The organism is Corynebacterium sp. HMSC063G05, assembly GCF_001810555.1.
GTDB classification, from domain to species: Bacteria; Actinomycetota; Actinomycetes; order Mycobacteriales; family Mycobacteriaceae; genus Corynebacterium; species Corynebacterium jeikeium_D.
Genome location: NZ_KV801842.1, coordinates 13,999 through 32,186, shown reverse-complemented (window position 1 = coordinate 32,186; position 18,188 = coordinate 13,999). Strand labels below are relative to the sequence as shown.

The 18,188-nt window shown below is 58.2% G+C and carries 17 protein-coding genes and 3 tRNA genes; 11 read left to right on the top strand and 9 right to left on the bottom strand.

What is annotated here, in order from left to right:
* Positions 1–7 precede the first annotated feature (7 nt).
* The 3 genes from HMPREF2751_RS02440 to bcp form a co-directional block, all read right to left on the bottom strand.
* Complete coding sequence (locus HMPREF2751_RS02440) at positions 8–1,777, bottom strand: neocarzinostatin apoprotein domain-containing protein (protein WP_016422273.1); 1,770 nt, start codon at positions 1,775–1,777, stop codon at positions 8–10.
* A gap of 160 nt (positions 1,778–1,937) precedes the next feature.
* Positions 1,938–2,597, bottom strand: a complete 660-nt coding sequence (locus HMPREF2751_RS02435; protein ID WP_049172878.1) for a TetR/AcrR family transcriptional regulator — start codon at positions 2,595–2,597, stop codon at positions 1,938–1,940.
* 75 nt (positions 2,598–2,672) lie between these two features.
* The gene (bcp, locus tag HMPREF2751_RS02430) at positions 2,673–3,200 is read right to left on the bottom strand and encodes a thioredoxin-dependent thiol peroxidase (RefSeq protein ID WP_049172881.1); all 528 of its coding nucleotides are present in this window, start codon (positions 3,198–3,200) and stop codon (positions 2,673–2,675) included.
* Positions 3,201–3,350: 150 nt separating this feature from the next.
* Here bcp and HMPREF2751_RS02425 point away from each other — a divergent pair, with 150 nt between their 5' ends.
* On the top strand, positions 3,351–3,632 hold the full coding sequence (locus HMPREF2751_RS02425; protein WP_038628049.1) for a DUF3618 domain-containing protein: 282 nt from the start codon (positions 3,351–3,353) through the stop codon (positions 3,630–3,632).
* Positions 3,633–3,807: 175 nt separating this feature from the next.
* Here the strand turns inward: HMPREF2751_RS02425 and HMPREF2751_RS02420 are convergent.
* A tRNA-Lys gene (locus HMPREF2751_RS02420) sits at positions 3,808–3,880 on the bottom strand.
* A 652-nt stretch (positions 3,881–4,532) separates the two neighbouring features.
* Between HMPREF2751_RS02420 and HMPREF2751_RS02415 the strand changes: the two genes are divergently transcribed.
* Positions 4,533–5,702 carry a L,D-transpeptidase gene (locus HMPREF2751_RS02415; RefSeq protein WP_049172917.1) on the top strand — a complete coding sequence of 390 codons (1,170 nt, stop codon included), beginning with the start codon at positions 4,533–4,535 and terminating at the stop codon, positions 5,700–5,702.
* A 53-nt stretch (positions 5,703–5,755) separates the two neighbouring features.
* Here the strand turns inward: HMPREF2751_RS02415 and HMPREF2751_RS02410 are convergent, their stop codons facing one another.
* Both HMPREF2751_RS02410 and HMPREF2751_RS02405 read right to left on the bottom strand, forming a co-directional pair.
* Entirely contained in the window at positions 5,756–6,439 is a 684-nt protein-coding gene (locus HMPREF2751_RS02410; protein ID WP_080969579.1) for a LuxR C-terminal-related transcriptional regulator, read from the bottom strand.
* 61 nt (positions 6,440–6,500) lie between these two features.
* Positions 6,501–7,706, bottom strand: a complete 1,206-nt coding sequence (locus HMPREF2751_RS02405) for a sensor histidine kinase (protein WP_065421673.1) — start codon at positions 7,704–7,706, stop codon at positions 6,501–6,503.
* A gap of 149 nt (positions 7,707–7,855) precedes the next feature.
* Between HMPREF2751_RS02405 and HMPREF2751_RS02400 the strand changes: the two genes are divergently transcribed.
* Positions 7,856–8,872: an FtsX-like permease family protein gene (locus HMPREF2751_RS02400; protein WP_239272274.1), complete on the top strand. Its 1,017-nt coding sequence runs from the start codon at positions 7,856–7,858 to the stop codon at positions 8,870–8,872.
* A gap of 102 nt (positions 8,873–8,974) precedes the next feature.
* Positions 8,975–9,769 (top strand): ABC transporter ATP-binding protein, encoded by a 795-nt coding sequence (locus HMPREF2751_RS02395; protein ID WP_049172923.1) that lies wholly within the window; start codon positions 8,975–8,977, stop codon positions 9,767–9,769.
* A gap of 104 nt (positions 9,770–9,873) precedes the next feature.
* On the opposite strand, the gene HMPREF2751_RS02390 is transcribed toward HMPREF2751_RS02395, so the two are convergent.
* Together HMPREF2751_RS02390 and orn are read right to left on the bottom strand one after the other, a co-directional pair.
* Positions 9,874–9,949 (bottom strand) — tRNA-His (locus HMPREF2751_RS02390).
* A 142-nt stretch (positions 9,950–10,091) separates the two neighbouring features.
* A complete protein-coding gene (orn, locus tag HMPREF2751_RS02385) occupies positions 10,092–10,745 on the bottom strand; it encodes an oligoribonuclease (RefSeq protein ID WP_016422281.1) in 654 nt (217 codons plus the stop codon).
* On the opposite strand from orn, the gene HMPREF2751_RS02380 reads away from it, so the two are divergent.
* Positions 10,744–10,932, top strand: coding sequence for a hypothetical protein (locus HMPREF2751_RS02380; RefSeq protein WP_042388509.1), 189 nt, complete (start codon positions 10,744–10,746; stop codon positions 10,930–10,932). The two genes, orn and HMPREF2751_RS02380, sit on opposite strands and share 2 nt — an antisense overlap.
* A gap of 95 nt (positions 10,933–11,027) precedes the next feature.
* Complete coding sequence (locus HMPREF2751_RS02375) at positions 11,028–11,672, top strand: TetR/AcrR family transcriptional regulator (protein WP_016422282.1); 645 nt, start codon at positions 11,028–11,030, stop codon at positions 11,670–11,672.
* 55 nt (positions 11,673–11,727) lie between these two features.
* On the opposite strand, the gene HMPREF2751_RS02370 is transcribed toward HMPREF2751_RS02375, so the two are convergent.
* A tRNA-Arg gene (locus tag HMPREF2751_RS02370) sits at positions 11,728–11,800 on the bottom strand.
* Between the two features lie 86 nt (positions 11,801–11,886).
* Here HMPREF2751_RS02370 and HMPREF2751_RS02365 point away from each other — a divergent pair.
* The 5 genes from HMPREF2751_RS02365 to HMPREF2751_RS02345 all read left to right on the top strand — a co-directional run bounded on the left by HMPREF2751_RS02365 (position 11,887) and on the right by HMPREF2751_RS02345 (position 18,172).
* On the top strand, positions 11,887–14,034 hold the full coding sequence (locus tag HMPREF2751_RS02365) for a bifunctional copper resistance protein CopD/cytochrome c oxidase assembly protein (RefSeq protein WP_049170976.1): 2,148 nt from the start codon (positions 11,887–11,889) through the stop codon (positions 14,032–14,034).
* A 232-nt stretch (positions 14,035–14,266) separates the two neighbouring features.
* On the top strand, positions 14,267–14,827 hold the full coding sequence (locus HMPREF2751_RS02360; RefSeq protein ID WP_049170979.1) for a single-stranded DNA-binding protein: 561 nt from the start codon (positions 14,267–14,269) through the stop codon (positions 14,825–14,827).
* A gap of 285 nt (positions 14,828–15,112) precedes the next feature.
* Positions 15,113–16,783, top strand: coding sequence for an energy-dependent translational throttle protein EttA (ettA, locus tag HMPREF2751_RS02355; RefSeq protein WP_016422285.1), 1,671 nt, complete (start codon positions 15,113–15,115; stop codon positions 16,781–16,783).
* A gap of 135 nt (positions 16,784–16,918) precedes the next feature.
* The gene (locus HMPREF2751_RS02350; protein WP_016422286.1) at positions 16,919–17,362 is read left to right on the top strand and encodes an acyl-CoA thioesterase; all 444 of its coding nucleotides are present in this window, start codon (positions 16,919–16,921) and stop codon (positions 17,360–17,362) included.
* 6 nt (positions 17,363–17,368) lie between these two features.
* The gene (locus tag HMPREF2751_RS02345; RefSeq protein WP_049189871.1) at positions 17,369–18,172 is read left to right on the top strand and encodes a DUF8185 domain-containing protein; all 804 of its coding nucleotides are present in this window, start codon (positions 17,369–17,371) and stop codon (positions 18,170–18,172) included.
* The last annotated feature ends 16 nt before the right edge of the window (positions 18,173–18,188 follow it).

The following is an 18,188-nucleotide window of genomic DNA, read 5'->3' as shown; positions in this document are numbered from 1 at the left end:
CGCCGTGCTAATCGACGGACTTCTGACGGCGACCGACCAGGATGCCGGCACCGAAGATTAGCGCGCCCAGGATTGCGCCGGTTCCGGCGACTGCGGCGGTTTGGAGCGGGGAGTTGGTCGCGGCCGGCTGAGTCTGCACATCAACTTCGTCGAGGCCATTGCCGGAAGCGTTGGACTTTGCGGAAGCCTTGCCAGATGCCTTGGATGAGCCGCTGGCCTTGGACTCTCCGGTCTTGGAGGCACCGGTCTTCACAGCTTCTTCGCGTTCCTTGGCGGAGCCGCCGACGCTGAGGTCCGTGGCCGTGTCCTGGCTGCGGTCGGAGGAACCGTGAGCAGCAAAGGTGTAGAGTGCGCAGTCATTTTCGACGCAGTTGGCGGCCGAGGTGACGGCCTCGACATTGAGCGTTGTAGAGAAGCTGCCGTCGGAGGACATCTGGGAGGTGCGGACAAACTCAGCGGCGGAGAAAGCATCAGCGTTGGTGGTGGAGAACTTGTTCTTCTCAGCCACTGCGACGTAGATGCCGTTGCCGCTGGTCTTGAATCCGGTTCCGGAGACGGTAATTGCGGTGCTGCCCGATGGGTTCAGTTCCGTGGTGGACAGGCTTACCGACGGGGTGCCGGTCGAGGAGCTGCTGCCGTTGGAGCTGCTGCCGTTGGAGCTGCTGGAGCCGCTGGAAGCGCTGGTGCTACTCGTTCCACTAGACCCTGTGCTGCCACTGGTGCCGGAGCTTGCGCTGCCTGCGGACTGTGAGGAGCCACCGCCGGAGGGCAGGGTAGCGTCCTGCTTGGCAGCTCCGCCGGCAAACGATACCGAGGTCGCCGTGTCCTGGCTGCGGTCGGAAGAACCGTGAGCAGCAATGGTGTAGACCGAGCAAGCGTTCTGCATGCAGTCTGCCGTGCCGAACTTCGCGCTGACCGGAAGATCCACGCTGAAGCTGCCGTCGGACTTCAGGTTGCCGCGAGAAGTAGACACAAACTGGGTATCCGGGCCGAAGGAATCGGCGTTGGTCACATCCATCTGGTCATTTTGCGCGATACCGACGTAGATGCCCGGTCCAGAGGTCTTGAATCCCTTGCCTTCGACTCGAATGGTGTCGCCGCTCGGGTTCAAGTCTGAGGTCTTGGACAGGCTCACCGATGCGTTACCTCGTGACTGGGACGGTGACTGTGAGCCCGACTGAGAGCCCGAACCAGTGCTCTGGCCACCGCTCGGTGCCGCGCCGGTGGAACCCTGCGATTGAGCAGCCTGGGAAGTAGCACCCGCCTTGAAGGTGATGGGGACCCACTGGTCATTGCTGCGGTCAGAGAGATTAGGGAACGCAGTAAAGGAGGCTACGTAGCACTGGGTAGAGGTGCAGTCGACATCGCCAAAGCTGGTCGCGACCTTCATCTCCTGCGTAAAGCTTCCGTCAGCGCCGACCGTGACCTTGGCCGCTTCGCCATAGGTCGAGGGGTAGCCCGACTTTGGCTTCTCGATTGTCTGGGCCAGGTAAATATTTGCGTTAGCGGGGTAGCCGACTCCCTTGATGGTCACTGTGGCGCCGTCGGAAAGATCAGTGGCAGGGGTCACGGAGAGCTGGCGCTCAGACTGATCGGTGCTGCCGCCGAGAAGGTCACCGATGCCGGGGAGCGAACCGCCGAGCTGTCCAATAGATGGCAGTGACTGTGCCGATGCGGGGACTGCGGGTAAAAATCCCGTACTCACTACGATTGCCGAAGCTAGAACAATAGAGCGGGGAAGCAGGCTCCGTCGGAAAGCGCCCTGCGTCGTGGACATGTGAACCTCTGATTCTGTTTGGGAGTTCCGGCGCAGGCGCGGCGAAAAACAGGGAACCCCACCGCGCTGACCAGAGTAAAGCGTAAACTAAGGCAAGCCTACCCTCCGCGTATTGATAAGGGCAATAAATGCCCCTGCCGAGGTGGGCGAGGGGTGCTCTCTAGTCTGCGGCCTCCGCGACGCTCATGAGATAAGAGATTGTCATGCGTTTGATTTCCTGCACCGTCAGCTCGTAATGAGCTTCCCGCTCAGCATCGCTTCCCGGATGGTCCACCGCATAATTCAGCAGGGCGTACGTGGCGTTAATCATGAGGTCGGAGATGAAGTTCAGTTCCGCATCGCTTGACGACGGCACCAGCGGGCGCAGCACCTTTGAAATCTCGGTGACCAGGCGTGACTTCGTATCTTCTGCGGTTGCGCGTGTGGCGGGCGTTGATTGAACAGCCAGCCATACGGCTCTTCTGGAAACGTCCTCGCGCCAGAGTTTTGCCAGGTGATCGATGAACTCCGAGAGAAACTCCGGCCATTTCAAGGTGGGGACTGTTTCGCCGAAGCGTGAGACTTCCTCGATGACGGCCTCGGTGTCCTGACGGTCGAGCTCGCAGATCATCACATACTTGTTTGCGAAGAATTGGTAGAGCGTGCCAATGGGGATATCTGCGATGCGAGCGACTTCGTCGAAAGTGAAAGACTCAAACCCGTGCTCGATGAGCACTGTGCGTGCCGAGCTGAGCATGCGTGCGTACCGCTCTCGGCTGCGTTGCTGAGCCGGAGTGCGACGGGGACGAAGAATATTCGGTGCGTCCTGGGATTGAGTCACTACTACGAAACCGTCTAATCGGGATGATGTGGGAGGAGAGTTTGGGGCCAGGGTCAAAGTAGGCCTTGCGGCTAGTTAGCTTTCGGAAGCCTGTGATTCCACGCCCAAGTCACGCAGTACGCGCTGGACGTGCCCCTTGGCGCGAACGTTGTACCAGGCCTTTTCAATTTCTCCTTCGGCATTAACCAGGAAAGTCGAGCGGATGACGCCCTGGACAATCTTGCCGTAGTTCTTCTTCTCGCCGAAAGCGCCGAATGCGGTCATGGTTTCCTTGTCCGGATCGGACAGAAGGGTGAAGTTTAAGCCGTGGTCCTCGCGGAACTTTGCGAGTTTCGCCGGCTTGTCCGGAGAAATACCTACGACAGGAATGCCGGCATCGTTCAGGGCAGCGGATTCATCGCGGAAGTCGCATGCCTCAGTGGTGCAACCTGGGGTGTTGGCCCGCGGGTAGAAGTAAATCAGCACGGGCTTGCCCGCGTAGTCCGACAGAGAAACCTGCTCTTCGGCGTCGTTGAGAAGAGTAAACGCTGGGGCAGGGTCGCCAGCTTCCAGACGGATGTTGTTCTGGCCGTATTCTTTGTCGCTGGAGGAAGAAGTAGTCATGGCTTCATCGTATCGACTCTGGAGCGGTGCGTGTCGACTCTGAAGCAATGCGTTGAGTTTTTCCCCGTGCTCGCCCACGTTGCTGTAGTGGAAGTGTTAGTCTTTTAGGCGAACAATCACTTTAGATATTCAACTTTTTAGGGAGTTTACGTGGCTCGCAGCATTGAAGATATCCAGCGCGATATTGAGCGTAACCGTAACCAGCTCGCCCGTACTCTGGATGAGCTAACCGTGCGAACGAATCCGAAGAACGTTGCGGATGACGCAAAGACCCGTGTTTTCGATGCTCTGAATGAGCCGAAGGTGCAGGCAGCACTGGGCGTCGTTGCCGCACTTGTTGTTGGTGGCATCGCAATGGGCATTCGTCGCAACCGCAATCGCAGCAAGGAAATTGACCGCATTCGCGAGATGATTGAGACTGCTGCTAAATAGTTTTTCGGTAATTAGCGCACGCGCTTCGGGTGGTTGCCTGGGGTCGTGCGCTTTTGCGTATCTAACCCTTGTTTGAGTCAGGCGTGGGGTGCGAGCGAGGGTTGCAAGTTGGCGCCTACGCTTGTTATGCAACAAAAAGACCGGGAGGGTATTTCTACCTTCCCGGTCTGTATTGTGCGCCATCAGGGACTCGAACCCCGAACCCGCTGATTAAGAGTCAGCTGCTCTGCCAGTTGAGCTAATGGCGCTTACTGTTTCCTGCTTGGTGCTCTCTGTGTGAGCTCCTCGCCGGCAACGAGAAGATATATAACCAGGTTTCTGATTGTTTGTAAAATCGGCTGGTCAGATGCTGTTTTTGAATTGATGTTTTTGCATGTTTTTTGAAAGGTTTTGCGCAACCGTTTGAAAAAAGTTCAAAAAAAGTTTGGAAATCCTCAAAGTGGGGTAGGGCCTGTATCAATGCCATCGACGTTGGGAGTGTGCATAGATGTCGGAGTTACGTTCGACAGTGTTCAGTAACGTCCGGAAGCGTCCGGTGGCACTTTTGAATAGCGAACTGATTACTTTTCGGTAACGCAGCTTCAAGGGGGCGCTGTTTTCCCAGGTCGGTTGAAGTGCCCCGGTTTTTTGGGGTTGCACAGCAATTTTCCAGAGGGTTAACTGTAGGAACCGTTGGGCTACTTTGCGTGCTGCGCCCTGTGAGGGGTTGATGACTGCGATTGGGCAGTCAATAAGGCTTTTCAGTTAGGGCGAGCGTTTTATCGGTGGCTAGTGCCGCTGCAGGGCAGTCTGACCTTTTTCGAGGGCGCACCAGGGGCTGTAGCAGGACTCCGCTGTGTGTCGCAGTGTGTCCCCGGGACTTACTACTTAATAATTGCACTGTTGGAGTGAAGCACGATCATGCGGCAATCTTTTAAGCGCCTGTCGATGGCGGTGGTGACATTTGCGACCACCATCTCGCTAGCTGCTTGTACCGTCGGCGGAGATAATGCCGAGCAGCAAGAGGCGGAGAAGCCAGACGTTGGTCTTGTCGCCAGTGTGAAGGACGACGCCACCGATGTTTCGGTGGTTGACCCGATTTCGGTTCAGGTGGAAGAGGGACATCGCCTGGACAAGGTTGTTATGACCAACCCTGAGGGCAAAGAGGTCAAGGGCAAGCTCGACTCCAGTGGTACCAAGTGGACCACTGCAGAACCCCTGGGCTACTCAAAGACCTATGAGATTAACGCCACCTCGGGCACAGAAAAGCTGGCTACTTCTTTCACCACCGTCGAGCCGACTTCTCAGGTAAATGGTTACCTGTCCCCGCTGGATGGTTCCACCGTGGGTGTCGGTCAGACTATTGCTGTGAAATTCAGCGCGAGTATTTCGGACCGCAAGGCTGCTGAGGAAGCAATTAAGGTGACCACCGAGCCTAAGGTGGAAGGCGCTTTCTACTGGCTGAATAACAGTGAGGTGCGCTGGCGTCCAAAGGAGTACTGGAAGCCGGGGACCAAGGTTACCGTGAAGTCCGATATTTACGGCACGGATCTTGGTGACGATATGTACGGTGCGGAGTCCGCCGAAACCAGCTTCACTATCGGTGATGAAGTCATTGCTATCGCTGATGACGCGACGAAGACCATGGTCATTAAGAGGAACGGTGAAGTCGTAAACTCCATGCCTATCTCTATGGGGTCGAATGTTCACCCGACTCCGAATGGCCAGTACATCATCGGTGATCGCAACGAGACCATGGTGATGGACTCTCGTACCTACGGCCTGTCTCTGGAAAACGGTGGCTACGTCACGCCGGTTAACTATGCAACGCAGATGTCTTACTCCGGTATCTACGTCCACGGTGCACCGTGGTCAACGTGGGCACAGGGCAGCGTCAACCAGTCTCACGGCTGCATCAACGTCACTGACGCCAACGCTAAGTGGTTCCTGGACAACACTAAGCGCGGTGACATCGTGATTGTGAAGAATACGATTGGTGAGACGCTCTCCGGTGTTGATGGACTCGGTGACTGGAACATCCCGTGGGAGACCTGGAAGAAGGGCAACGCCGACGAGACCAGCTCTTGGTAGTCCATGTCCTCTAAGTGAGGCCATCATTTAAGCCACGCGGGTTAGTCCGTTTCCTAATCACCCAACATTCCCAGCTCCTGCGCCCGAGCAACAGCCGCGGTGCGGGAGCTGACGTCTAGCTTGGTGAAAATATGTACCAGATGCGATTTCACAGTCGCTTCGGTGAGCACCAGCTGTTCTGCAATTTTTCTATTCGACATACCCCGCGCGACCAACTCGAGCACTTCGAGTTCGCGCGGGGTTAGTGCTGTATTGGGGTTGCGCATCCGACCCATCAAGCGCCCGGCCACTTGTGTGTTCAGCACGGTCTCGCCGCGAACGGCACGACGGATACCATCGATGAGCTCCTCCGGAGCGGCATCCTTCAGCAGATAACCAACTGCGCCTGCGGTGACAGCGCCGAGCACATCGGAGTCCGAAGAATAATTGGTCACCACCAACACTTCTGGAGCCTTTGCGCCGCGCCCGGCCAGTGCGCGGATGGCTGCGGTGGCATCAACTCCGCCTGCGCGGGTAGCAGTGCCAGGGGCCTCACCAAAGCGAAGGTCCATGAGTACCAGATCGATGTGGTCGCAAGAGTCGTCGTCAAGCGATGCGCGCACCTTCTCGACCGCCTCGTCACCGCTGGCCGCCTCGCCAACCACGACGATATCCGGCGCCGATTCAACGACTGCGCGAAGACCAGCGCGGACGATGGGGTGATCGTCGGCGATGAGGACTCCGATGGGCTTGGTCACCTGGCTAACTCCTCGGGTGATGTGAATGGTCGTTTCCTACCTGCATACCAGGCGCGGGACTTTAAGAGGCGAGCTCGTGCGGGATGCTGACGCTGACACCGCAGCCACGCCCCGGTTCCGACTCGATGGTGAAGGTGCCGCCGAGCTTCTCCACGCGTCGGCGCGCGTTGGCGATCCCCACGCTGTCGTCGTTAGTTGGTGCGGTGGGGTCGAAGCCGATGCCGTTGTCGACGCAGTCGAGCAGAATCTCGTCGGGCTGGTAGGTCAGGGTGACACGGCAACGCGTGGCGTGTGCATGCTTGACGACGTTCGCCAAGCTCGCCTGGGCCACCCTGATGATGGTTGCTTCGACGGTGGCCGGCAGCCGCGTGGGTGTGCCGTCGACGCAGAAGCTGACAGCATCGCCCAGCACCGTGGAGGAGCAGACTTTCTCCAACGCGCCGGATAGGTCTGCGCCTTCGAGGGGAGCCGGCTGAAGTGCTGCGATGATGCGCCGGGTCTCGGCGAGATTGTCGGCCGCAACCTTGCGGGCGAGCTGTAGCGAATCCACCGAGGTCTGGTCATGCTGAGTGGGAGCACTTTTCATGCGGGACTCCACCGAATGCAGCAGCAGCTGGATGGAGGAAAGCCCCTGCGCCACGGTGTCATGAATATCGGCTGCGAGGCGTGCGCGTTCGTCCAGCTCACCGGCACGACGGGACAGTGCTTCCGAGTGGGCGCGGGCAGCTGAGAGCTCCTCCAGCGCCTTGGTCTTTTCGATAGTCTCCTTCTGCAGGAGCCGGAACCCCAGCCCCACCGTGAGTACAAACGTCCCACCCAGAATGGGGCCGAGGACACCACCAAATGTCAGCGGAGTGTGGACGGCGATAGCACCGATTGCCGTCGCCGTCGTTGCCACCACCATAACCACGGCCATTAGGCCACCGGTGACCTGCAGAATTACGAAAAACAGCGGGAAGACCAGGAAAGAGGCATCCAGCGTCGCAAACGACATTGCCGCCCAGCACAGCAGCAGAATCACAAGCCAGCCCAACAGCAGGCCACGCGGCTTAGTCAGCGCGACCTCGTTGGCTACGTTGCCATGCCGAGCCCGACCAATCGGCCCGACCGAACCTGCGATGTACACCGCTAGAAAACACGCCGCATAGGTGATGATTCGCCACTGCGGATCCGGAACCACGCATACCGCCAGCAGCACCAGCACCAAAACATCCAGGGCAAACCGCAGTAATTGCCAGCTGCGGTTCAGGGTCTCAGGAGTATCCACGCTCTCGAGCTTAGGGCAGTTCCGCCTGCCAAAACACCGCTGACGAGCCGGAATTGTCAACATCAACCGAAAGTTGGAGACGAAGTTCAACCTCCATGGCGATTAAATCCGCCTTTGAATCCACGACCATAATGAGTATGTACCAGTCAATGAAAGAACTTCGAGCCGCTCCAGGCCGTGCCGCACTGATCACCATCACCGTCGGGATGATTGCTGTGATGGTCACGTTCCTCTCGGCTTTGGCCGCCGGCCTGTCCGCCCAGTCCGTCTCCGCACTGGACGAGGTCTACGACAAAAACGACGCCGTCGTCATCTCGGAGGGGGCCACGTCGCTGTCGTCGTCAAGTATCGGCGAGACGGCGCGAAAGAGCGTCCAGACGTGGGCGAACGATAACAACGCCACCATCCGCGATGTCTACGTCAGTCGTGCGCGCGTCGATGAAACGCCCGTCACCGTCATCTCCGACTTTTCGCTTAACGACGACCAGGTGGCCGTCACCGACGGCGTCAGTGAAACCGCCATTGCGGAAGGTGACTCGCTGACCCTGTCTGGCGCGATGGGCGAGCACGAGACCACCGTTGCGCGCGTGGCGGGGGATAAGTGGCTGGATCACCAAGCGGTCATTTATGCCGGGCGCGGCGTGATGGAAGACCTGACGCCGGGGCAGATGGTGCCAGCGGCGATGGTTGTCGACGAGTCCGCGGCGCAGCTGCCGAATGTCCCGGAAGGAACCATTCTGCGCGACGGCGAGCGCAATAACCTGTCGGCTTCCTACCAGGGTGAGCAGACTTCGCTGAACGCGATGACCTCGATGCTGTATGTGATTTCTGCGCTGGTGGTAGGCGCGTTCTTCACCGTGTGGACTGTTCAACGACTGCGTGGTGTGGCCATTTCCTCGGCGCTCGGTGCGTCCCGCTCCGTGCTGGTGGCTGACTCTCTGGCGCAGGTCCTGGCCGTGCTGGCAATCGGAGTCGGCGGCGGTGTTGCGGTGACTGCAGCGGCGGGCTGGGCTCTGCAGAGCGGCGACGTCATGCCAATTGTGGTCGATGCTTCCACGACCGTCGTACCGGGGCTCATTCTGGCCGTGACCGGCGTAGTTGGTGCGCTGCTGGCACTGGTGCCGGTATTCCGCGTCGATCCGACCACCGCATTGGCGAATGCGTAGTGGCTCGTTAGTACGGCCTAGCACGGCGGCTTCCCACAGAACACTCACATCGCGTTAATCATGCACAACCTGCAACTGAGGAATTGAGGAATTGAGGACAAAATGACTACCTACATCGACAACCAGGCTCCCGTGGCACTCGCTCTAAAGAACATCTCGCTGACCGTCCAAGATGGCGACAACAAACGCACCATTTTGGATGACATCTCGCTGAAGATCCGGGCAGGCGAGGTAGTGGGACTGGTCGGACCATCGGGTTCCGGCAAGTCGACTCTGTTGACCATCGCAGGTTGTTTGAAGAGTGCCGATACCGGACATGTCACGCTGTACTCCAACAAACAGGACGCGAACGGTGCAGGCGCGGACGAGAGTGCGGAAAGGAAGGCCATTGATTTGAGCGCTCGCGGCGCGGATGCTGCCAAGATTCGTCGCGAACACATCGGTATTGTTTTCCAGCAGCCGAATCTTCTGCCAGCGCTGACGGTTAAGCAGCAGCTCATCGCAATGCGGCGACTGGGCCGTGTTTTCGGGTGGCCCGCGGGTGGCCGTCGTGAAGCGGAGAAGCGCGCGGATGAGCTGCTAGAGGCAGTCGGACTGGCTGGGCTGGGAGAACGTCGCGTGAGCCAGCTTTCCGGTGGTCAGCAGGCGCGCGTCAATGTTGCGCGCGCACTGATGAATGAGCCGGAAGTGCTGCTAGTCGACGAACCGACCGCGGCTTTGGATCAGAAGAGTGCAGGGGCGGTGACGCGACTGATTATGGATGTGACGCGGAAGATGGGTGTGGCCACCCTGTACATCACCCACGACCTGGGGCAGCTCCACGGTGCCGACCGAATCGTGGAGATGGTTGACGGCAAGCTGCAGTCCGCGGATGCAGGCTTGGTGGCTACTCGGTAGTGACTATGGGGGGGGACTTAGCAGCAAAAAGGCCCACCCCGGCGACGCGCCGGGCGGAAACACAAAAACCCTCGGCCCGGAAAAACCTGGCCGAGGGTTCTACTTGGGGTGACTGACGGGACTCGAACCCGCGACACCCAGGATCACAACCTGGTGCTCTACCAACTGAACTACAGTCACCATTACCGCATTAAAGGAGCTGTATTCTCAGCTCATCTCTGCAGCGAACTATATGGTAGCCCACAGTGGGCTGGAAACAAAAACAGCAGGTCAACCCGGATAAATTTGGGAAAGGGTGGGGTTTGGGTCGTCGTAAAGCGAGCTAGCCGCGAATCTCACCGTACTTTTCCGTCGATTCCTTGCTTGCGGCAGAAATAGCGTCGCCTTCGGGGCCGGGGTGGGGCAGAAGCATGGCGCGGCGGTAGTAGTCCAGCTCGCGGATCGACTCCTTGATATCTGCAAGAGCTCGGTGAGCGAGACCCTTTTCTGGAGCGCCCTTGAGGACCTGGGGGTACCAGCGGCGGGCAAGTTCCTTGAAGGAAGAGACATCAATCATGCGGTAGTGCAGGTGCTGGTCGAGCTCTGGCATGTAGCGGTGGATGAACTTGCGGTCGGAGGCAATCGAGTTGCCTGCCAGTGGGGCGGTGCGCGGCTCGGGAACCCACTGACGGATGTAGTCCAAAACAGCCTGTTCGGCGTCGGCGACATTAGTCTTGCTGTCGCGAATTTCCTGATCCAGGCCGGACTTCGCATGCATCTTGGTGACGAAATCATCCATCTGCGCCAATTCGGTCTCGGACGCGTGCACGACGATGTCCACGCCTTCCCCGAGGACGTTGAGGTTGGCATCGGTGACGAGAGCCGCGATTTCGACAATGACGTGGCGCTCGGGTTCGAGGCCCGTCATCTCACAGTCAATCCACACGATGCGGTCGAGCTCAGGGGAGAGCTGGAGGTCGGGATCGGGCTGAGCCATGATTTCACCTTTCGCTGAGATTCGGCATGATTCTGCAGTGCGCCTTATTTTGTGCCCGGACTGGGCTGTGGGGCACACGCTGACTACGCCCAGCTTAGCGATGTGGATTGTGCTGTGGTCGGGCGTGTGGATTGCCGTGTGGTTTGTGGAGCGAATTGTGGGGGAAACGAAATTAACTGGAAAGTAAGATCTTAGAATTGGACAACGGGGCATGAACTAAATCGACCTATTTGCCTGATAAAATTACTTCTGAGTTCGGATTCCAACGGGAGAAATAGTTACATGGATGAGACGAGGCGTGTTGGCGACGCTGCTCAAAGCACCACTGCGGCACAGAAACCATCCGTCGATGATGTCATCATTGCCGCTGCGCGCGAAAGCGTAATGACTGTGGGCTTGCGTAGGACTTCGATTGCAGAAATTGCTCGCAAGGCAGGAGTTTCGCGTCCGACCGTATATCGTCGATACGCTGACATTGGTGAGCTTCTGGGGGAAGTGACCAACCGCGAAATCCTGCACATGCTTGAGGGGCTCCGCTATGTCCCTGGCGATTCGCGCGCTCGCATGTTGCTGCGTATTCGAATCGTCGTTCAACGCATCATCGAAAGTGACTTTTTCCCTGGCCTGGTCAAGACAGATCCCGACCGTGTCTTAGAAGCGCTCACTGGAGAGATGAGCGATACACAGCTGGAAATTGTGGAGAAATTCATTCTCCCCGGTGTCCGTCACGGGCAGGAAGACGGCACTATTCGCGAGCACGATCCATATCTGCTGGCGCGCAACATTTACCGTCTGATTCAGACGATGGTGCTGGTGTGGCGCCCGGATGGCAAGGACGCGACGCTAGACAAGGAATCTGTCGAAGAGGTCGTCGACATGGTTGACCGCTACTTGCGCCCGGATCCTGCGGATAACAAGAAGAACTAAGAAGTAAAAACCCGCCTGCATCTGGTATAAAACCAGTTCAGGCGGGTTATTTTTGCGCCCCCAGAAGGATTCGAACCCTCGACCAATCGGGTAGAAGCCGACTGCTCTGTCCACTGAGCTATGGAGGCTAGCTAAGAAAAGCATTGTAGCGTCTCTAATGTAGCCAATCACAACCGGTTCTGTTCTAGGGACTTTGGTCGCTAAGCTTAGGGCTATGACTGCCACGACCAAGGCCGAGACCTCTCCGCCTGTTAGCAAGGATAAGAAAGTCCGTAAATCTGCTGGTTGGTACGTTGTTTTTGTACTTATCGGCGGCGTTCTAGCTGGTTTGCTCTCGATGGCGTTCAACATGGATTCGCGCGCCACGTTGGGTATTCCCGATCCCGGCACAATCACCACCTTCGGGTTCCCGTTCGCGAAGGCGGCCGGTGAGCTGCTCGCCTGCCTCGGTGTCGGTTCGTTTATGCTCGCCGCTTTCGGTACGAAGCAGCGTGCCGACGGCACTTTGGGCCTCGACGGCTACACGGCATCCCGCACGGGTATGTGGGCCATGCTCGGCTGGGGCCTCATGGCGCTGATGGAGATTCCGCTGGTGCTCTCCGATGTGTCGGGCCAGCCGCTGTCGACGACGATTCAGCTGAGTAACTGGGCTGTGTCGTTGGAGCAGACCAAGGAGGGCTTGGCGTGGCTGTGGGTAGCTATTTTTGCGGGCATTGTGGCGCTTGGTTCATCGCTGACTCGTAAGTGGATTTGGCAGCCGGTGTTCTTCGCCATCAGCTTGGTGTCGATGATGCCGCTGGCGGTTGTAAGCCACAATGCCTCCGGTGGTGCCCATGACTACGGCACTAACTCCTACATCTGGCACTTGACCTTCACTGTGTTTTGGGTCGGCGGTTTGATGGCGCTGGTTGGCCACGCGCGTCGTCGCGGTGAATGGATGCCAGAGGTAGTGAAGCGCTATTCTTTCGTGGCGTTGGTGGCTTTCATCGCCATGTCTGCCTCCGGCTTCATTAACGCAGCCATCAACATTGACTGGTCTGACCTGGTCAGCAACAACTACGGCATCATGGTGCTGGTCAAGGCCGTTCTCACTATCTTGCTGGGCCTATGCGGCTATGTGCACCGCAAGATCACCATTCCGGAGATTGAGCGCGCTCAGTCGAATCGTCCATTCTGGCGTCTGGCCATTGTCGAGGTCATCATCATGGCGCTGACAATCGGCGTTGCCGTAGCTCTGGGCCGTACTCCGCCGCCACCGAATTTCTCTGAGCAGGCCGGCGGTGAGGGCCTGCCGTCGATTACGCAGATGCAGGTCAAGCTAGGTTACAACCTGGAGATCCCATTCGGTTGGGAGGCCATGTTCACGCAGTGGCGCTTTGACATCTTCTTCGGCTCTGCCGCCATCATTGCCGCGTGGATTTACTTGTACTGGCTCTACTTGCTGAAGAAGCGCGGCGGTACCTGGCCGCTGTCCAACACCCTGTGGTGGCTCGCCGGCTGTGCCACGCTGCTGTTTACTTCGTGCAGCGCGCTGGGCGTGTACATGCCGGCTCTGTTCTCGGTTCACATGATCGCCCACATGCTTTACTCCATGGGCATTCCGGTCATGCTGGTCCTGGGCGGCCCAGTTACGCTCGCGCTGCGTGCGCTGAAGCCGGCCGGCCGCGATGGTCTGCCTGGTATTCGTGAGTGGCTGGTGGTCTTCATCAACAACCCGGTGTCGCGTTTCCTCACGCACCCGGTTGTGGCAACGGTGCAGTTCGTCGCGGGCTTTTACCTGCTCTACATGACACCGATTTACGACTTCCTGGCTGATGAGCACGCGGGCCACGTGTTCATGAACATCCACTTCTTGATCTCCGGTTACATCTTCTACTGGGTCATTATCGGTGTCGATGCTGCACCACAGCAGATTGAGCCGTCGGTCAAGCTGGTCACGCTGATGGGGTCGTTGCCGTTCCACGCTTGGTTCGGTATTTCGCTGATGCAGTCGCAGCAGGTGCTTGCCGAGACCTACTACGCCAGCCTGGATCTCCCTTGGGCAGTGAATCTCCTGGAAGATCAGAACGTTGGTGGTGCCGTCGCGTGGGCTGCCGGTGAGGTTCCGCTCTACATCGTCACCGTTGCGCTGTTTGTACAGTGGCGGCGTTCCGATGAAAAGGATGCAGCCCGCTACGACCGCGTCGCGGACCGCAACAATGATGAGGAGTTGGCCGCTTACAACGAAATGCTCGCTCGCATGAGCCAGCAGGTCGGTGTTGGCGGCGAGGATGAGCGCGATTACTACACCTCGGAGGTTGACGCGCAGCATCCGGTGCACATGGATAATCCGATTGATGCCTCGAAGAGGCGCGGAAGGTAGCGTCGTTAAGCTGATTTTGCATGCTTGACGACGAGGATTGCCGCGACTTCGCCCCTCAACTTCATACGTAGCCTGTGGATAGTTGTCTTTTCGACAAACTTATCCACAGGCTTTTTATGTACCTCTTTCATTTGTTTCTCGAAGCCGGAAAAGTAATTGGCACGGCACGAATGAGACACCTTCGAATTATTCGGCCGCAGTAGGTAAACGCTTTCTTTGGGGGAGGAGCCCGATGTCTGAGGCAGTTATTACCGTGGTGGGCAATGTGGTCCATCATGTGGAAAATCGAAATACCAATTCTGGGGCAAAGGTCTGCAAGTTTTCTGTGGCATCCAGCAAGTCATGGAAGGGGGAGAATGGTTGGGAGCAGTCGGAGACGTCATATTTTGATGTTGAATGTTGGGGCAAGCTCGCCGAGAACGTGAATAACACGGTGTGGAAGGGCCAAGCCGTCATTGTCCACGGTCACGTTCGTACGGATCGCTGGGAGGGCGATGATGGTACGAAGCATCAGCGCCAGAAGATCATTGCTAAGGCGGTAGGTCCGAATCTGCGCCGTCACCTGGCAACGGTGAAGACTATGACTGAGAAGCCGCATGAGTCGCCGACTGGTCTTGGTGAGTCATCGACTGGGGATTCGGAAGCTTCGGTTACTGAGACAGTTGCGTCTCAGGCCGGGGCCGTGCGCACCTTCACTGCTAGTACGGGCGGCGCTGGTGAGGCGGGGAACACAGGTGCAGCTAGTTCGGAGCAGCGAGAAATGGCTGATGCAGGAGTCAGTGCGCCGTTCTAACCCAGGAGCCAGTACATCGTTGTAGAGCGGAATGAGGGGGAGCCGCTGAAAGAGCGGAAAGAGGGGAGGGGTAATTACTGCACGTGAGGTGACGCTGCTGAGAAAGGGGAGGGATCGCATACGATTCGGCAGCGTTATCTCGCAGCTAGTTTTGCTAGGAGCCTGGCAGAGATTTTGGTGGGAAAGGATTGCGGGTACGCCCATGTAGATTGTGCCTTTTGGTTCCTATGCGTAACCTCTACAGGGATTGCTTATTTCCTTTCTACGAGGGGACGAAATTCCACCATGGGTGAGTTCATCTACCAGATGAAAAACGTGCGCAAGGCGCACGGCGATAAGGTTATTCTCGACAACGTCACCATGGCGTTTTACCCGGGCGCAAAGATCGGCGTGGTCGGTCCGAACGGCGCAGGTAAGTCGTCGATTCTGAAGATTATGGCTGGCCTTGATCAGCCGAGTAACGGTGAAGCTTTCCTGGAGCCGGGCGCCACTGTCGGCATCCTGCTGCAGGAGCCTCCGCTGAATGAGGAGAAGACCGTTCGCGGCAACGTCGAGGAGGGCCTCGGCGACATCTTCGAGAAGAAGGCTCGTTTTGAAGCCATCGCCGAGGAGATGGCCACCAATTACACCGACGAGCTCATGGAAGAAATGGGCAAGCTCCAGGAGGAGCTCGACGCCGCTGATGCTTGGGAGCTGGATTCCAAGATTGAGCAGGCAATGGATGCGCTTCGCTGCCCGCCGGCGGACGAGCCGGTTACTCACCTCTCCGGTGGTGAGCGTCGTCGTGTAGCACTGGCAAAGCTGCTGCTCTCCGAGCCGGACCTGCTGCTTCTCGACGAGCCGACTAACCACCTGGACGCCGAGTCTGTGCTGTGGCTCGAGCAGCACCTGGCTAAGTACCCGGGCGCTGTCCTGGCCGTGACTCACGACCGTTACTTCCTGGATCACGTCGCTGGCTGGATTTGTGAGGTCGACCGCGGCAAGCTCTACCCGTACGAGGGCAATTACTCGACTTACCTGGAGAAGAAGGCTGAGCGCCTTGAGGTTGCAGGTAAGAAGGACGCCAAGCTGCAGAAGCGCCTGAAGGATGAGCTGGCGTGGGTCCGCTCGGGGCAGAAGGCTCGCCAGGCCAAGAACAAGGCCCGTCTGGAGCGCTACGAGCAGATGGTGGAGGAAGCCGAGCAGTACAAGAAGCTCGACTTCGAAGAAATTCAGATTCCGACCCCGCCGCGCCTGGGTAACCAGGTTGTTGAGGTCAAGGACCTGGAGAAGGGCTTTGATGGCCGCGTCCTGATTAAGGACCTGTCGTTCACCCTGCCGCGTAACGGCATCGTCGGTGTGATTGGCCCGAACGGTGTGGGTAAGTCCACCCTGTTCAAGACCATCGTGGGTCTGGAGCAGCCGGATTCCGGTGAGGTCAAGGTCGGTCAGACTGTTCAGCTCAGCTACGTTGACCAGGGTCGTGAAAACATCGATCCGGAAAAGACCGTCTGGGAGGTTGTCTCTGATGGTCTCGACTACATCGTGGTCGGCCAGAACGAGATGCCGTCTCGTGCGTACCTGTCTGCATTCGGTTTCAAGGGTGCGGACCAGCAGAAGCCGTCGAAGGTTCTCTCCGGTGGTGAGCGCAACCGTCTGAACCTCGCGCTGACCCTGAAGCAGGGCGGTAACCTGATCCTCCTGGATGAGCCGACTAACGACCTTGACGTCGAAACCCTGTCTTCGCTGGAAAACGCACTGCAGAACTTCCCGGGCTGTGCCGTGGTCATTTCCCACGACCGTTGGTTCCTGGACCGCACCTGTACCCACATCCTCGCATGGGAAGGCAACTTCGAAGAGGGCAAGTGGTTCTGGTTCGAGGGCAACTTCGAGGGCTACGAGAAGAACAAGATTGAGCGTTACGGCGAGGAGGCTGCACGCCCGTCGCGCGTCACGCACCGTCGCCTGACCCGATAATCTGTTTCGCGCGAATCTGATTTTTGCCAACGGCAAAGTCCGGAACCTTGTGGACTGGCTCGCACCAGTGCACAGGTCCCGGGCTTTCGCGTATTCGCAGGCTCGTAGCTCCAGAAAACGCCTATAGTTCTGGGTATGACTGAATCAGCACCATTTCGTACCAACGTCGCTATCCGCTGGTCTGATTTCGATCAGTATGGCCACGCCAACAACACCGCTTTCCTGGAATACGCCCAGCAGGCTCGTCTGGACTTTGTGATGCGCGGTCTCGGCGGCGGGGCAGGGATGCCTGCGGCAGTGGTGCGTCGCCTGGAGATTGACTACGTCCGCGCTATTTTGCCGGACACCCAGGAAGTTGTGGTTGAGACCGAGATCATCAACTTCGGTCGCACCTCTTTCACACTTCGCCAGACAATCTCCGACCAGCATGATCACATCGTTGCTGTGCTCGAAACCGTGATGGTGATGTTTGATCTCAAGACTGCGAAGGCAGTCGAGCTCTCCCCGTCTGCCCGCCGTGAACTGGAGCGTTTTGCAGCTCCCGCAATCGAAGACAACAAGGAAGACCAGGACAAGTAATTCGCCGTGACCACTTCTCATCCCGCTGCCGAGCTGACCTTCGGCACTCCCGATGCCCTGAAGAACCTGGGCGTCCTGGCCCATAAGGCCTACGCCCTCGACGAGAGCACGTTGCTACGCATCCGAGTACGTAAGACCGCCGCCGCTGGTATCAGTTCCTCGTCCGCGCCTAACGCTGCGCCCGCAATGTCGCAGGTATGGGTGAAGACCCCAATCGGCCCGCTCGCCATGCGCACGATTGCGCTGCACGCGCTTCCCGACGACATCATCGTCACCGCCGCGGAGATTAAAGACATCGCAGTGCGTGCCTTTGCGCAGGCAAAAACTGCTGAGGACGGAGAGGAGAAAGAAGCTTCGCTCACCGCGATGCCATACCGCGTGCATGCGCAGTCGGCGTCCTCCTGGCCGGGATTCCTGCCAGTGCCGGAAGGATGGCAGGTTGTCGACTATGTTCCAGCCACTGCCTTCCGGACTCTCGAGAAGCAGGGGCGCGCGGTCGCCGTCGAATCTTCCGGCCCGATGGGCATGCCACCGTCTCTGCTGGACCAAAAGGTTCTCACTGTCAGCGGCGGTACCGGTGAAGCCACTGTTGATACAGGGGAAGGGCAGTCGCAGGAGACGTCGAAAAGCGTGGTGGACGTGACCATGCGGGACGTGTTTGCGCTGTGCACGATGGGCTTTATCCCGGAGCAACCGGATGAAAAAGAGCCGGTGCGCGTGTCCACAAAGGGACGGTGGCACCGGCTGGATGGGCGGTTTGGCTCGATCTTTACGCTCGAGTCCTTTGGCGTGCTGCCGCTGCTGAACTAGCGGCGCAGGGCCTAAT